Raw genomic sequence first — 14,727 nt, 5'->3', positions numbered from 1 at the left:
CTGCGACGCTTGCCGTAATCCGGTCGGAAGCCGAGCTGCGATCGCTTTATGCGGTGTCGTTCAATCCGCGAATGGCGGGCCGTATCGTGACCGGCGCGAGGGCGGCATGCTGGCGGCAGAGCGATGGGGCGGGACGGCTCGCCGCCCGCCGCGGCGCACACTCATCAGGCCGACGCAGCGATCTCGGCTGCGAAGTCGCGATAGGAGCGCAGCGGGCGACCCAGCATGCCGGTCAGGCGATCAACATCCCCTGCCTCAGGAACCATACCAACCACAAGGAAGCGCTCGGCCATGAGACGCATGTCGAGCGCCATCCAGCTCGGTGCGTAATTTCGGAGGTTTTGCTCGAACGCAGCGGTGTCTTTGCCGCCGTAGTGGATCGTCCGCCCGAGAGCTTCCGACCAGATGGCGGCGACATCGGTGCCGGTCAGCGTGTCGGGACCAACGACATTGATCCGCTCGAGAGGAAGCGGCTCACTTGCCTGCGCACGGCGAACGAGCTCGATGGCTGCGATCTCGCCGAGATCGCGCGCGTCGACCATCGCGATGCCTTTGTCACCGATCGGCATTGGATAGACACCGTGACCGAGCACCACGTCCTTCACCGAATAATCGTTGTTGATGAAGTATGCGGGCCGCAGGATGGTGGCGTTGAAGCCCAGCTGCTCCAGCATGCGTTCGACACTGAACTTACCGGCGAAATGCGGCACGTTCACGTAGATGTCGCTGTGAAGCACGGACAGATAGACGATCCGCTCGATCCCGGCCTCACGGGCCAGATTGAGGGCGATCAGCGCCTGGGTAAACTCGTCGGGCACCACGGCGTTGAGCAAGAACAGGGTGGAAACGCCCGAGAAGGCCGTGCGCAGCGTATCGACGTCAAGCAGGTCGCCTTCGGCGAGGGCAACGGCGGCTGGCAAATTGGCCTTCGAGGGATCGCGGACGAGCGCGCGCACATTAGCGCCGCGCTTGACGAGTTGCTCGACGACATTGCGGCCGACGGTTCCGGTTGCGCCGGTAACGAGGATAGTCATGTGCGTCACTCCTGGTTGTCTCAAATCGTTAGCGCTTATTTAGGAGTCCACAAACGCACCGGAAGCTGCCATTTGTAGACACCCTGTCTCACTGGTGGAACACATGGACCTGCTCGCCCTAGCTGACTTCAATCTGGTTGCACGTCATGGTGGATTCGGGCGAGCCGCGCGCGCCACAGGGCGCCCCAAGGCGACGCTCTCGCGGCGCGCCGCGGAACTGGAGAATAGCCTGGGCCTACGCTTGTTCGAGCGCGGAGCGCGTGCCCTTAAGCTCACGCAGGAGGGAAAGGACCTGCATGAGCGAACCAGTCGCTTGCTGACGGAAGTGGAGGAGACGGCCGCAGCGATTGCGTCGGGAGACCGGGAACCGCGTGGAAATTTGCGGATCAGTGCACCGTTGCTCTTCTCTCAACTTGCGATGGGTAAGCTGGCGGCAGGCTTCTCGCTCAAATATCCCGACGTTATCCTCGAAGTCACGACCGAAGACCGCGCAGTCGACATGGTCGAAGAAGGGTATGACCTTGCCATTCGCGTCAATCCGCGTTCCGATGAAAGCCTGGTGGGACGGGTCTTCATGCGTGATCGGCTTGTGATCGTGGCGAGCCCGCAAGTGGCGAGACCGCAAGACGGAGACGCCGCTCCGGCTGTCGTGCGGAGCTCGGACAGAGGACTCTCGGTGTGGAATATCAAACCGGACACGGGGCCGACGACGATCGCGTTCACCCCGGTGCTCAGCCTGTCGTCGCTCATCATGGTTCGCGATGCGGTCGTCATGGGCGTGGGTGCGGCACGGTTGCCGGTATCGCTCGTGAGTCATGATCTGGCCGCCGGCACGCTGGTGCATTGGGGGGACGTAGATGGTCCGGATGCGGCCCTGTGGACACTCTACCCGTCGCGGCGCCTGTTGAATGCCCGCGTTTCCGCCTTCCTCGACCATCTGAGGGAAGCGTTTCCCAAAGGCACTCCCGACGAATTGGCAGCGTTCATTCGGATCTGAAGCCGCCACAATTACCTTACTGTCGGCCAACGCCATCACCCATGTCGCATGGTCAGCATGATCCGATAACGCAAGCGACGACCGCCAGTAGGTGGCTGCTGCAGTCCGATGAACCACAGCAGCCGATGCGTCAGCCCGCCAGCCGCGGATAGTCCGTGTAGCCGGCCGCGCCACCGCCATAGAAGGTGGATGGATCGGGCTCGTTGACGGGCGCGCCCAACCGCAGACGCTCGACAAAGTCGGGATTGGCCAAAGCCCAACGGCCGATCGAGGTCATGTCTGCCTGACCCGAGACGATGTCCTGGTCCAGGGCTTCGCGCGTGCGACCAAGCCGCAGCACCATCAGGGTCGTGGGCCAGGCACGGCGGATGTCGGCGAGGAGCTCGTCGCCCCCGCCATACATCAGGTGGAGATAGGCCAGCTTCAGCGGTGCCAGCGCGGCGACCAGTTCGCGATAGAGCGCATGACTCTCCGGACCTTCATCAAGCCCGCCCAATGGCAGGCCTGGCGAAAGGCGGATAGCGGTGCGATCGGCGCCGACCTCATCGGCGACAGCCTGCGCCACTTCGACGGCGAACCGAATGCGGTTAGCGATCGGCCCGCCATAGGCGTCGGTCCGGTGATTGGCGTTCGGCGCAAAGAACTGATGGACGATATAGCCGTTGGCGCCGTGAATCTCGACGCCGTCGGCGCCGGCATCGATAGCCAGCCGCGCGGCCCGCCGGAAATCCTGCACCGTGGCGGCGACTTCCTCGGTCGTCAGCGCGCGCGGCTTGGGGATGGGCTGCATGCCGCTCGCGGTGAACATCTGCTCACCCGGCGCGACGGCCGATGGGGCGACGGGCTGACGGTGATGCGGCGTGTTGTCCGGGTGCGACATGCGGCCGACATGCATGAGCTGCAGGAAGATCCTCGCGCCTTTTGCGTGAACCGCATCGGTGACCTTGCGCCAGCCGGCGACATGTTCGGGCGCATGGATCCCCGGCGTCGCGAAATAGCCCTGGCCATCGGCCGAGGGTTGCACACCTTCGGTTATCAGCAGGCCCAGCGAGGCGCGCTGGGCGTAGTATTCAGCGGCGTGCTCGCCCGGTACGCCGTTGAACTCGGCTCGGCTGCGGGTCATCGGCGCCAAGGCCAGGCGGTGGGGCAGGTTCATTTGGCCCACGCGGACCGGATTCCAGATCGTCGTCATGATAAACTCCTTGAAAGTTGAAAACTTGGTGATCAGCGGGTGAAGTCAGCGACGATCTTGCCGGGTGCGTGGCCGGTGCGATTGCGCTCGATTGCGGAAGCCAAATCATCGAAGCCCACCACGTCGGCGATCGTCGATCGCAGGGCGCCGACGGCGACCTGCTGGGCGATCGCGGTCAGGCGCGCGGTATCGGGCTTGTTCGATAAGAAGACGCCGCGGCGGCCTGGCGGCGTACGCGAGGCGAGGTCCGTAGCGGCGATGCTTACGAGAAGGCCGTCGGGCGACAGGAGTGCCCAGGAGCGGTCCACGACCTCACCGCCGACGAGGTCGACGACGAAATCGATGTCGCGCGCAAGCAGCTCGAAGTTCTGCTGCCGGTAGTCGATCACCTCATCCGCGCCGAGGGCCCGGACATGCGGCAGGCTATTGGTCGAGGCCGTGGCAAAGACGGTCGCTCCGGCCGCCTTGGCGAACTGGACGGCAAAGCCGCCCACGCCGCCGGCTGCGCCATGGATCAGCACCCGCCGTCCGGAGAGGTCGAAATCCGCGGCCTGAATGACATGCCAGGCTGTCATCGCCGCGACGGGAATGGCCGCTGCCTCAACGTCCGACAGAGCTGACGGAGTCAGGACGAGCTTCTCGGCGTTGATGACGAGATGGTCGGCGTAGGCTCCGACGCCACCGAGGGCGGCCATAACCCGATCCCCGGGCTTCACGCCCATGACGCCGGGGCCAGTCCGAAGCACGACGCCGGCCATTTCGATGCCAAGTGTCGCGGGCAGGGTCAGCTTGAAGCGCTCGCGCAGGTAGCCTTCACGGATTTTCCAGTCGATGCCGTTTACCGCGGCGGCCTTGACCGACACCAAGACCTCGCCCGGACCCGGCTCGGGCGCGGATACGCTATCGACTGTCAGGGATTCGCGGCCGCCATAGGCTTGAAGACGTAAGGCTCGGCCGGGGGCAAGCGGTTCGGATGTGGAAGCCCCGCGCTTGAGATCAGCGGATTGGATCATGTAGGTTCTCCTTCTTGGCAGAAGGTATGCGTTCGAAATCCGAGCCATAAGTCATCGAAATAAGACGGTCTGTCTCGCTGGAGAGACACCCGGATGGCCCTTCCAGCGTCGCCAATTTCGTAATTGTCGCCTTATCCGTCGGTGCTTTTCGGCCAAGCGGAAAAGCGGTCGACCGACGGCGACCTTGTAGCGGCGTGTGATCGGGCTTGAGGAAAGCCTGGGGCTATTCGAACGACGTGACCGCACGCTTGAGCTCACGGATGGCGGCCAGCGCTCTTTGCCGAACAGAAGGCTGGCTCGGCGAACTGCGTGAGATCCAAGTGTAATTCCGCAGCGGCCAAGGTGAGTTGCACGGGGACCGTAGATCAGTGCACCGGTGCTCATCTCTCACTCGGCTATGGGAGGTCTCCTTCTCATAGATCGTGCTGTCGGCGAGCGGGACGATCAAAGGGCGTTCATGCCGCTTGATCTTGCCCGTTCGCATAGGTGTCGAGATTCTGAGGATGGGTGCTGACGGTATTTTTGGCGGCGTTTCCGGTTCGGAGCGGCGGACGCCGTCCGGGGTCGCGAGCGAAGCCGTTGACCAGCGCGCCATGGGCACTCAGGTCGCCATCAGTTCGCCCTCAACACATAGGGTGGGGACGCGCCGTTCATCTCACCAGGTTGGGATCATAGAGGCGCGTCGATTTTGTCATGAGGCTTTCGTCCGGATCATGCTGGCTTGGGCGGTCCGAGAAGGCCCCAGCGCCGCAGCGTTCTGGATCAGCGCGCGCATGTAGCCCAAGGCAAAGGCCTTTCCGGCGTGCCAGGGCGCGTCGCAGGACATCTCCGGCGTATGGTCGGGGATCATCACGCCGTCATAATGTTCATCGCGCAGGATACGGACGATTTCGGCCATATCGATATCGCCGTCGTCCACGAAGGTTTCGTGATAGTTCGGAACCTTGCCACGCACGTTGCGGAAGTGGACATAGCCGATGCGTTTGCTGCGTGCGAAGCGCCTGACGTGTCCGTAGATATCGTCGATGCCGGGCATCTCCTGCAGCGAGCCGAGGCAGAGCTCCAGCCCATTGGACGGCGAGTCCACGATGTCCATCAGCCGGTCGTATTTCTGCGGCCGGTTGACGAGCCGTGCGGTGCCACGCAGCGCTTCGGCCGGCGGATCGTCGGGGTGCGCCGCCATCACAATGCCAGCTTCTTCGGCCACCGGTATGATCTCGCGAAGGAAGACATCGAGCCGCTGCCAAAGCTCGTCGCTGCTGACCTTCACCGGCTCGGCATTCGGCCGGCCGGCACGGTAGCGCATGTTCCAGACCACGCCGTCGGGGAGGGGCATATCGGGATCGATAGCAGCGAGATCGAGCCCCACCGACATCGCCTCGCCCCGAGCGAATGGGCCGCGCGACCAGCCCCAGACGCCGGCGATCGAGAAGTTGTAGCCGATACAGGGAATACCGGCACGTCCGGCATCGCGAACAAGGCGCTTCAAGCCTTCGATCTGTTTTGCCCTGTCAGGACCGCCGAGCAGCACGTCCGACCAGAAACGCGGCGAGAAATTTTCGATCGCGGCGATCTCGAGACCGTTGTCGCGCACGGTCTTCACCAGACCGATGAAATCCTCGTAATCCCACAGCTCATCGATTGAGCAATCGCCCCAACCCTCGGCATCGCTGCCGGCAGACAGCGAAGGATCGCGGCCGCGAAAATAGTTGGTGAGGTGGGCAACGATGTGGGTGGCGCCTGCCTGGCGGGCAAAGCGGAAATTATCAGGGGTCAGCGACTCCCGGTAAAGGCCAAGGCCGATCTTCACGGCCTTACTTCACGCCGATGCCGGCGGTCAGGCCGCCATCTATTCTGTAGTCCGCGCCGGTGCAGAAGCCGGCCTTCGACGAGCACAGGAAGGCGATCAACTCCGCCACCTCCTCCGGCTCGCCGATACGGCCAAGCGGATGGGCCGCGCCAAAGCGCCGGTAGGCCTCTTCGACATCGGCATCGCTGCCATTGTCGCCGCGTGCGGCCTTCTCGAGTATCGGCGTACGGATCGAGCCTGGGCTGACCGAATTGACCCGGATGCCTGCCGCCGCGTAGTCGAGCGCCAGCGATCGCGTCAGCGTGTGGATGGCGCCCTTGGTCGTGGCATAGGCGGCGACGTCCTGCTGGCAGGCGAAGCCCTGCACCGAAGCGACGTTGACGATGGCGCCGCCGCCACGCTTGATCATTTCCGGGATGCCGAAATGGGCGGTCAGATAGATCGAACCGACATTGACCGCCATCGCCCGGTTCCAGGTCTCCCAGTCGGTCGTCGTCGCCGTTCCGTAGGGATGAACCGCCGCGGAATTGACGATGACGTCGAGGCCGCCAAACCGCTTGACGCCCGCCGCGACCGCGTCGCGAACCTGGTCGGAAACGGAAACGTCCACCGTCTGCACCAGCGCATTCGCTCCGGCTCGGACGAGGCTTTCCTGCATGGCAGCATTGGCTGCCACATCGATACCGCAGGCGACGATCGCAGCACCTCCCTGCGCCAGACGCTTCGCGGTGGCGAGCGCGATGCCGGTCGTGCCGGTGATCAGCGCAACCTTGTTCTCAAAGTCAGACATGATGCAAATCCTTGGAAGGGTCCGGTAGCGCCGGCGAGGTGCGGGCGTTTTCGAGGTCGTCGGGGACGAAGCGCAGGCCGGAATCGAGATGCCGGCTCATCAGGTAGCTGTAGGCGATGCGGTCGCGCGCCCGCAAAGCCGCAATGATCTCGCCATGGGCTTGGCGTGTTTCGCTCAGCACCGGCCGGATCGATTTGCCGACGGTCATGATGTGCAGGATGACCGGCGACAGGAACTGATAGGTCTGCACCAGCATGCGGTTGCCGGCGAGCTTCATCAGCGCCAGGTGGAAATCGAAATCGCGCTGCGCGGCTTCCTGGACATCCTTGCTGGCTTCGATCAGGCCGTTGACTTCGTCCAGGGCGTCGAGTTCGGCGGTGCTCGCATTAAGGACGATATGGTCGCCGATGCCCAACTCGATGATGCGGCGAAACCCCTGTATGTCGTGAAAAGAGGTCCTTGAAATATCCATCTGAGCGGCGAAAAAGTTCTGGATAGCGACATTCTGGCGGTCGGCCAGCACTGCGCCGACACGCGGCTTGGGATCGATCAGTCCGTACGTGCGGATGGTGCGCAGCGCCTCGCGTATCGTGTTGCGGCTGGCGCCGAACAGCTCGCCAAGTTCCCGTTCCGTGGGCAGGACGTCGCCCACGGACATGGCGCGGTTCCGAATGAGGTCGAGGATCTGCCGCACCGTCTGGTCGACGGCCGAACTGCTAACCCCGGCATCGTCCGCCGCTTCTTGATCCAAGGCGTTGTTCCTTCTTATTTGTTGGACCAAGGCTAGGCTGAAACGGATAGGAAATCAATCGGCACCCGGCGAAAGGTCGAAAAAGGATCCCGCCATCGGGTTGATTCAAGAAGAATTCAGCGTGTTGACAGGTCTGTGGTCCAACAATAATGTCGCCCACCTGACATTGAGGAGGCTTCATGGAACAGTGCTGGCGTTGGTATGGACCGAACGACCCGGTAACACTCGATCATGTCAAGCAGGCAGGCGCGACAGGCGTGGTGACGGCCCTGCATGATATCTACGACGGGCGCGCATGGCCGCTCGAGAGCATTCTGGAGCGCAAGCGTATCATCGAGGCGGCAGGGCTGACCTGGTCGGTTGTCGAGAGCATCCCGGTGCACAATTCCTTCAAGATCGGCGCACCGGAACGCGAGCGCTACGCTGGCTTCTATCGCGACAGCATCCGCGCACTTGCCAAGGCCGGCATTGCAACGGTCTGCTACAATTTCATGCCTGTGGTCGACTGGACCCGCACGGATCTGGCCTATCGGCTTCCGACGACGGGTTATGCGCTGCGTTTCGACGCGGTCGATTTCGCGGCCTACGATTTGTTCGTGCTGAAGCGCAGGAACGGCGCGGCAAGCTATACGCCGGCCCGTATCGCCGAGGCGGAAGCGCGGCTGAAGGAATTGGGCGCGGAGAAGATCGACCAGATCGAACGCAACCTGATCGCCGGCCTGCCGGCGACGGAGCGCAGCTACGACAGGGACAGTTTTCGCGAGGCCCTGGCGGAATACGACGCGATCGGACCGAAAGAGCTGCGCGACAACCTTGCCTGGTTCCTTCGCGAGATCATTCCGGTGGCCGAAGAGGAGGGGGTGCGCATGTGCATCCATCCCGACGACCCGCCCTTCTCGCTCTATGGCCTGCCGCGCATCGTTTCGACCGCCGAGGATGCGCGTTTCATCCTCAACGCCGTCGACAGCCCGGCCAACGGCCTGACGTTCTGCACCGGCTCCTACGGCACGCGCGCCGACAACGACATCGTCGCCATGGTCAAGGAATTCGCCGATCGCATCCATTTCGTCCATCTGCGCAACATCACCATCGAGGATGACGGCTCGTTCTATGAAGCCGAGCATCTCGAGGGCGGCACCGACATGGCGCATGTCATCCTCGCTCTGATGCAAGAGGAGACCCGGCGCCGCAACGAGGGCCGCGCCGACTGGCGCATTCCGATGCGGCCGGACCACGGCCATCTGCTCGCCGACGATATCGGCAAGACCAGGATCAATCCCGGCTATTCGCTGATCGGGCGGCTGAAGGGCCTCGCCGAGCTGCGTGGCATCATGCGCGCCGTCGAGCGGTTCGGGCTGGCTTGACCGTCAGGAAACAACCCGCAGTTTGCATATGTAAAAGTTACTTGTCTATGTGAAAATAGCTGCTACGAATGCGGGCCGGGCGGGCATGCTCGGTTCCAGGGAGGAATTGCCTGAAATGACAAGACTGCGCGGTCTTGCGTGGGATCATCGACGTTGCTGGGGTCCGCTTGACGCCAGCGTGGCGCCGTATTGCGCAGGCAATCCGGGCCTCGAAATCGAATGGGACCGCCGCAGCCTCTATGAATTCGGCGAGGGTACTCTCGGTCCGGTGCTCGGCACTTACGATCTGGTCGTGTTCGACCACCCCTTCATCGGCGACATTGCGAAGGATGAGCTGATGGTGCCGTTCGACGCCTATCTGTCAGCAGAACAAATTCGTTTATTCGAACGCGATTCGGTCGGTGCGTCCTGGCGTTCCTACGCAAGGAACGGACGCCAATGGGCGTTGCCCATCGATGCCGCTTGTCAGGTCGCGTCCTATCGCCCGGATCTCCTGGAGCGTTACGGGCTGGTGCCGCGCACACATGACGAGGTGGTCGAGCTTGGTCGGCGCGCCCGCAAGAACGGCAAGTGGCTCGGCCTGCCCTCGGTCCCGACGGATACCATGTGCATGCTTCTGACGCTCGGCCGCCCACAGGAGAACGGTGAGCAATTCATTGCCAGGGAGATGGTCGAGCAGGCCGTCACTCAATTGCGAGAGCTCGCGGCGCTGTCGCATCCGAACTCAGCAAAATGGAACCCGATACGCTGCTATGACCACATGATCGCGCATGACGACGTGGTCTATGTGCCTTTCGCGTTCGGCTATGTGAACTATGCCTCCAGGACCGACAGGCCATGTCTGCGCTTTGCCGACGTGCCGACGCCGCATTCCGCCGGAGCCTTGCTCGGCGGTGCCGGTATCGGCGTCAGTGCCCAGTCGAAACACAAGCAGGCCGCGATCGACTACGCGGTGTTCCTGTGCTCGCCCGAGTACCAGCGCGGCGACTATGTGAAGTCGGGCGGACAGCCGGGATCGCTGGCGGCCTGGAAGGATGTCGAGGTCAACCGACTCTGCGGCAATTTCTTCAACTCGACGCTTGCAACGATCAGCTCGTCCTATCTGCGTCCGACGCATCCTGGCTTCATCGGCTTCTTCCGAGAATGCGCGCCGCATGCGGCCGCCGCCATCGCCGGCGACATTTCGGCGGCCGAACTAGCCGACCATGTGAATCGCCTCTACCGCGAAGCCAGGCAACCGGAACGGAGCATTGCGTGATGGCCGCCAGTATTGCCGAGACGCTCGACGACAGCGAAAGCGGCCGCAACGGCTATCGCGTGCCTGCGGTAGACAAGGCGCTCGATGTCCTTGAGTTCATGGCGGCCAGCGCCGAAACGCTGACCCAGACCGAGATCGCCGCCGGCCTCGGACGCTCCATTCACGAAATCTACCGCATCCTGCTCCTGCTGGAAAAGCGCGGCTATATCTTTCGCACGCAGTCCGACCGCTTCCGCCTGTCGCTGAAGCTGTTCGAACTGGCGCACATGCACCCGCCGGTAAACCGGCTGGTCGAATGCGCGCTGCCGGTGATGCGCGAACTGACCGCCAATGCCGATCAGAGTTGCCACCTCGTAGTGCGGGAAGGGCAGAACGCCTTGGTGGTGCTGCAGATCGATTCACCGCTGCCGATGCGCTACTCGGTCGCCTTGGGGTCGCATTTCCCGATCCTTGAAACCAGTTCAGGCGCGGTCTTGCTCGCCCATTCGAACCGGGCCGAGCGCGACCGCATTGTCGATCGCATCGTGACCGCCGGCGAAGGACAGGGCACGCGGGCCGAAATCGAGGCACGGCTGAACGAGGTGGCCAGGCTCGGCTACGAGATGCGTGCCTCGCTGGCCGTCGAAGCCTGCACTAACATCTCCATGCCGGTGCGCGATCACACCGGCGCCGTCATCGCCGCACTGACGGTCCCGCTGCTACCGCAGAAGGCGGCTCGGTTCGACCGGCAGACCGTCTTCGAACGCACCCGGGCAGCCGCCGAGAAGATATCGGCGGAGCTCGGCTGGGGGGAATCCAACTCTTCGTTACGTGCCGACCCGGAACGGCGGGACTATCCGTTCAGCGATTAACAAAAGCGATAAACCTGGGAGAAGAAAATGCACTGGTCCAAGTCAATCCTGTTTGCATCCGCGGCCGTGCTGGCCATTGGCGCATCGGCTGCAGATGCCGAGAACATGCCCAAGCGCATCGGGTACGTCACCAATTACGCCACCCATGAATGGTACCAGAACGTCATCAAAGGCATGAAGGCTCACGGGAAGGAACTCGGCATCGAGGTCGAGGTGCAGGACGCCAATCTCGACATATCCAAGCAGGTCGCCGCAGCCGAAGACTTCATCGCCAAGGGCGTCGATGTGCTGATCATCACGCCGGTGAACGAAGAAGGTGTGGTACCGCTGCTGCGCCAGGCCAAAGCCGCCAACATTCCGGTTGTGCTCGAGGGCAATCCGGTCAAGGGCATGACCACGATGGTCGCCATCTGCGACTATGACACCGGCTATTTTTCCGGCGTCGAGGCCGGCAAATATGCCAAGGAAAAGCTCGGCGGCGTTGCCAAGGTGATGAATGTCGGCCTGCCGCTGCTTTCCGCCACGGTGCTGCGCTCGCACGGCTTCATGGACGGGCTGAAGACCGTCATTCCTGACGCGGTCATGGTCCACGACCTTGACGGCGGCGGCAATCCCGACCGCGCTCTCGAAGTGTCTTCGGCGGCACTCGCCAAGAACGCCGACATCAACATCATCTACGGCATCAACGACTCGTCGTCGCTGGGCGGGCTGCAGGCCTGGAAGGCGGCCGGCAAGCCGCAGGATGGCCTGTTGACCGTCGGCACCGGCGGCGAGGGGCTTGCCTTCATCAACGCGATGCAGAACGAGCCGTCGTATCGCATCGAGGCCGCGATGTTCCCGGAAAAGGAAGGCTTTACCGCCATCGATGCCGCGGTGAAACTGTTCAACAACGAGGAAGTGCCGGAGCATATCGTCAGCCCGACCGCGCCGATGAACGGCGAGGACTGGAAGAAGTTCTACGATTATGACGGTACCACCCGCACCATCAAATGGGATGCCGTCAACGCACTGCAGCCGCCGGCAAAGTGCATGAAAACCTCCGCCGACCTGAAGAAGTAAAGCCGGCTGACTTTGCCCTTCCCGAAATGCGGGAAGGGCGCCTGAACCATAGCGGCCGAATGGATCGAGATGAGCGAGCTTACACACGCCTCCGCGCCGAAGCGCTTTGTCGGTGGCCAGCTGCTGGGCAGCAGCCAGCTTGTGCTGGGTGTCATCCTGGCGGTGCTCTGCATCGCCATCTCGATTGCGGCGCCGCAATTCTATTCGGAGGCCAACATCATCGCCATTCTGCGCCAATGCGCGCTGGTGCTGATCGTAGCCTCGGGCATGACCATGCTCATCATCACCGCCGAGGTCGATCTGTCGGTAGGCGCTTCACTCGCCTTCGTCGGCTGCATCGGCATGGCGGTGCTCAATTCTACACACAGCCTCACGCTTGGCTTGCTGGCGGCGCTTGCCTTTGCCGGCGGTGTCGGCCTGTTCAATGGGCTGGTCGTTACCAGGCTACGGGTCAACTCGCTGATCGCCACCATCGGCACGATGATGATGCTGCAAGGCGGCGTCTATCTGTTCACGCGCGAAGCGGTGCAGAACTACAACCATCTAGCGAGCTTCACCGATCTCGGCGCCGGCTATGTCGGCGCGGTGCCGGTCCCCGTCATTCTGGCGGCGCTGATCTTCGTGGTCGCCTATGTGACGCTGCGTTTCACCACGCTCGGCCGCTACCTCTATGCGGTTGGCGCCAATGAAAAGGCGGTGCGCCTGTCCGGCCTTCGGTCCGAGCGCCTCAAGCTGTTTGCCTTCGTTCTCACCGGGCTCTGCGTCGGCGTTGCCGGCATGATCCTGTCGTCGCTGATGAATGCCGGCCAGCCGACCGCCGGCCGAGGCTTCGAACTGACCGTCATTGCTGCCGTCATCCTCGGGGGCACCAGCCTGCTCGGCGGCCGTGGATCGCTGTTCGGCACCTTGCTCGGCGTACTGGTGCTGAAGGTGATCGACAACGGCATCATCATTCTCGGCTGGAACCAGGACCTGCAGATGGTGGTGCCGGGCATCGTTATCATCCTCGCAACCTATCTCGACATCATCCGGAACAAAGCCAATGTCCGTTGATTTCCTTCACCCTGGCGAAGGCGCGGCCATCGACACCAGCGTGCCGGCGCTCGAACTGCGCGGCATTGACAAGCGCTTCCCTGGCGTCGTGGCGCTCGACAATGTCGACTTCAGCCTGGAGCCCGGCAAAATCCATGCCTTGATGGGCGAGAACGGCGCCGGCAAGTCGACGCTGATCAAGATCATGGCTGGTGTCTACGGCAAAGATGCCGGCACCATCCGCATGCGCGGGCACGAGGTCGACATCAAGTCGCCGCGCGACAGCTTGAAGGAAGGCATCAAGGTCGTGTTTCAGGAGATCGCGCTGATCTCCGAATTCACCGTTGCCGAGAACATCTTCCTGGAAGGCTATCCGACCGGTAGGGCCGGCTCGATCGACTGGAAGAAGATTCGTGCCGATTCCGCCGCGCTATTCAACCGCATCGGCTTCAATGTCGATCCGGCGGCGCGCACGGGATCGCTGCCGGTCAGCCAGCAGCAGATGGTCGAGATTGCCCGTGCGCTTGCCCATGAAGCCCGCGTCGTGGTGATGGACGAACCGACATCGTCGCTGACGCCGAACGAGGTTTCGCTGCTGTTCACAGTCATCCGCCGGCTGGCCAGCCTTGGCATCGCGGTGGTCTATGTCAGCCACAAGCTCGACGAGGTTTTCGAGATCGCCGACACGGTGACCGTGCTGCGCGATGGGCGCCACATCTCGACCAGGCCGATCGGCGAGCACACCAACGACACGCTCATCCAGGACATGATCGGCCGGCGCATCGACAATCTGTTTCCCCGCCAGCGTGGGGCGGCGGGCAGCAAGGTCGCGCTGTCGGTGGAGAACCTCAGCACGGCGAAGAAGCTGACCGACGTCTCCTTCGAGGCGCGAGCCGGCGAGGTGCTCGGCTTCTTCGGCTTGATGGGCGCGGGCCGCACCGAACTCGCCAAGGCGATCGTCGGCTATGACCCGATCATCGCGGGTACGATCACCGTCGACGGCAGCCAGCTCGCGCCGCACGATACGCGCACCGGCGTCAAGCTCGGCATTGGTCTGCTCACCGAAGACCGCAAGAGCGAAGGGCTGATGGGCGAACTGCCTGTCTACCAGAATGCCAGCCTGGCTTCGCTCGGTGCTTTCGCCCGCCTGGGGTTCGTCGACAAGGCGAAGGAACACAAGGCGGTGCAGGACTATGTCGACCGTTTCCGCATCAAGACGCCCAGCCTGTTCCAGCAGGTGAAGAACCTGTCGGGCGGCAATCAGCAGAAAGTGCTCATTGCGCGTTGGCTGATGCGGGGCCTGAAAGTGATCGTCGTCGACGAGCCGACGCGCGGCATCGATGTCGGTGCCAAGTCGGAAATCTTCGCGCTGATCGACCGGCTCGCCGGCGAAGGCCTGGCGGTGGTCATGATGACGTCCGAGATGCCGGAGCTGCTCGGTCTTGCGGATCGGATCGCGGTGATGTGCGAAGGCCGCCTGACCGTGATCATGTCGCGCGAGGAAGCTACACAGGAGAAGATCCTCAATGCGGCGATCGGGTAAGATGATGACATCAAGCGATCAGCCCCACCTCGA

13 protein-coding genes are annotated in these 14,727 nt (G+C 62.9%); 7 read left to right on the top strand and 6 right to left on the bottom strand.

Features of this window, described 5'->3' with window-relative positions:
* Positions 1-164: 164 nt before the first annotated feature.
* Entirely contained in the window at positions 165-1,034 is an 870-nt protein-coding gene (locus NKJ01_RS03965) for an NmrA/HSCARG family protein (protein ID WP_352726282.1), read from the bottom strand.
* 103 nt (positions 1,035-1,137) lie between these two features.
* Here NKJ01_RS03965 and NKJ01_RS03960 point away from each other — a divergent pair, with 103 nt between their 5' ends.
* On the top strand, positions 1,138-2,031 hold the full coding sequence (locus NKJ01_RS03960; RefSeq protein ID WP_352726280.1) for a LysR family transcriptional regulator: 894 nt from the start codon (positions 1,138-1,140) through the stop codon (positions 2,029-2,031).
* Positions 2,032-2,161: 130 nt separating this feature from the next.
* Here NKJ01_RS03960 and NKJ01_RS03955 read toward each other — a convergent pair whose 3' ends face one another.
* The 5 genes from NKJ01_RS03955 to NKJ01_RS03935 all read right to left on the bottom strand — a co-directional run bounded on the left by NKJ01_RS03955 (position 2,162) and on the right by NKJ01_RS03935 (position 7,587).
* On the bottom strand, positions 2,162-3,223 hold the full coding sequence (locus tag NKJ01_RS03955) for an alkene reductase (protein ID WP_352726278.1): 1,062 nt from the start codon (positions 3,221-3,223) through the stop codon (positions 2,162-2,164).
* 32 nt (positions 3,224-3,255) lie between these two features.
* Positions 3,256-4,236, bottom strand: a complete 981-nt coding sequence (locus NKJ01_RS03950; protein WP_352726276.1) for an NADP-dependent oxidoreductase — start codon at positions 4,234-4,236, stop codon at positions 3,256-3,258.
* A 691-nt stretch (positions 4,237-4,927) separates the two neighbouring features.
* Positions 4,928-6,046 carry a mannonate dehydratase gene (locus NKJ01_RS03945; protein ID WP_352726274.1) on the bottom strand — a complete coding sequence of 373 codons (1,119 nt, stop codon included), beginning with the start codon at positions 6,044-6,046 and terminating at the stop codon, positions 4,928-4,930.
* A 4-nt stretch (positions 6,047-6,050) separates the two neighbouring features.
* The gene (locus NKJ01_RS03940) at positions 6,051-6,836 is read right to left on the bottom strand and encodes an SDR family NAD(P)-dependent oxidoreductase (protein ID WP_023756772.1); all 786 of its coding nucleotides are present in this window, start codon (positions 6,834-6,836) and stop codon (positions 6,051-6,053) included.
* A complete protein-coding gene (locus NKJ01_RS03935; protein WP_352726272.1) occupies positions 6,829-7,587 on the bottom strand; it encodes a FadR/GntR family transcriptional regulator in 759 nt (252 codons plus the stop codon). Before NKJ01_RS03935 ends, NKJ01_RS03940 begins: the two co-directional genes overlap by 8 nt.
* 179 nt (positions 7,588-7,766) lie before the next feature.
* Here NKJ01_RS03935 and uxuA point away from each other — a divergent pair, with 179 nt between their 5' ends.
* The 6 genes from uxuA to NKJ01_RS03905 all read left to right on the top strand — a co-directional run bounded on the left by uxuA (position 7,767) and on the right by NKJ01_RS03905 (position 14,694).
* Entirely contained in the window at positions 7,767-8,951 is a 1,185-nt protein-coding gene (gene uxuA / locus NKJ01_RS03930) for a mannonate dehydratase (RefSeq protein WP_352726269.1), read from the top strand.
* A gap of 115 nt (positions 8,952-9,066) precedes the next feature.
* Positions 9,067-10,209, top strand: coding sequence for an ABC transporter substrate-binding protein (locus NKJ01_RS03925; protein ID WP_352726267.1), 1,143 nt, complete (start codon positions 9,067-9,069; stop codon positions 10,207-10,209).
* The gene (locus tag NKJ01_RS03920) at positions 10,209-11,060 is read left to right on the top strand and encodes an IclR family transcriptional regulator (protein ID WP_352726264.1); all 852 of its coding nucleotides are present in this window, start codon (positions 10,209-10,211) and stop codon (positions 11,058-11,060) included. The genes NKJ01_RS03925 and NKJ01_RS03920 overlap by 1 nt, the downstream gene beginning before the upstream one ends.
* 27 nt (positions 11,061-11,087) lie before the next feature.
* Positions 11,088-12,119: a sugar ABC transporter substrate-binding protein gene (locus NKJ01_RS03915; protein WP_352726262.1), complete on the top strand. Its 1,032-nt coding sequence runs from the start codon at positions 11,088-11,090 to the stop codon at positions 12,117-12,119.
* 69 nt (positions 12,120-12,188) lie between these two features.
* Positions 12,189-13,172, top strand: a complete 984-nt coding sequence (locus NKJ01_RS03910; RefSeq protein WP_352726259.1) for an ABC transporter permease — start codon at positions 12,189-12,191, stop codon at positions 13,170-13,172.
* On the top strand, positions 13,162-14,694 hold the full coding sequence (locus NKJ01_RS03905) for a sugar ABC transporter ATP-binding protein (RefSeq protein WP_352726257.1): 1,533 nt from the start codon (positions 13,162-13,164) through the stop codon (positions 14,692-14,694). The genes NKJ01_RS03910 and NKJ01_RS03905 overlap by 11 nt, the downstream gene beginning before the upstream one ends.
* The last annotated feature ends 33 nt before the right edge of the window (positions 14,695-14,727 follow it).

It is taken from the genome of Mesorhizobium sp. M0276, assembly GCF_040321755.1.
Classification (GTDB): Bacteria; Pseudomonadota; Alphaproteobacteria; order Rhizobiales; family Rhizobiaceae; genus Mesorhizobium.
This window is presented reverse-complemented; position numbering and strand designations above follow the sequence as displayed.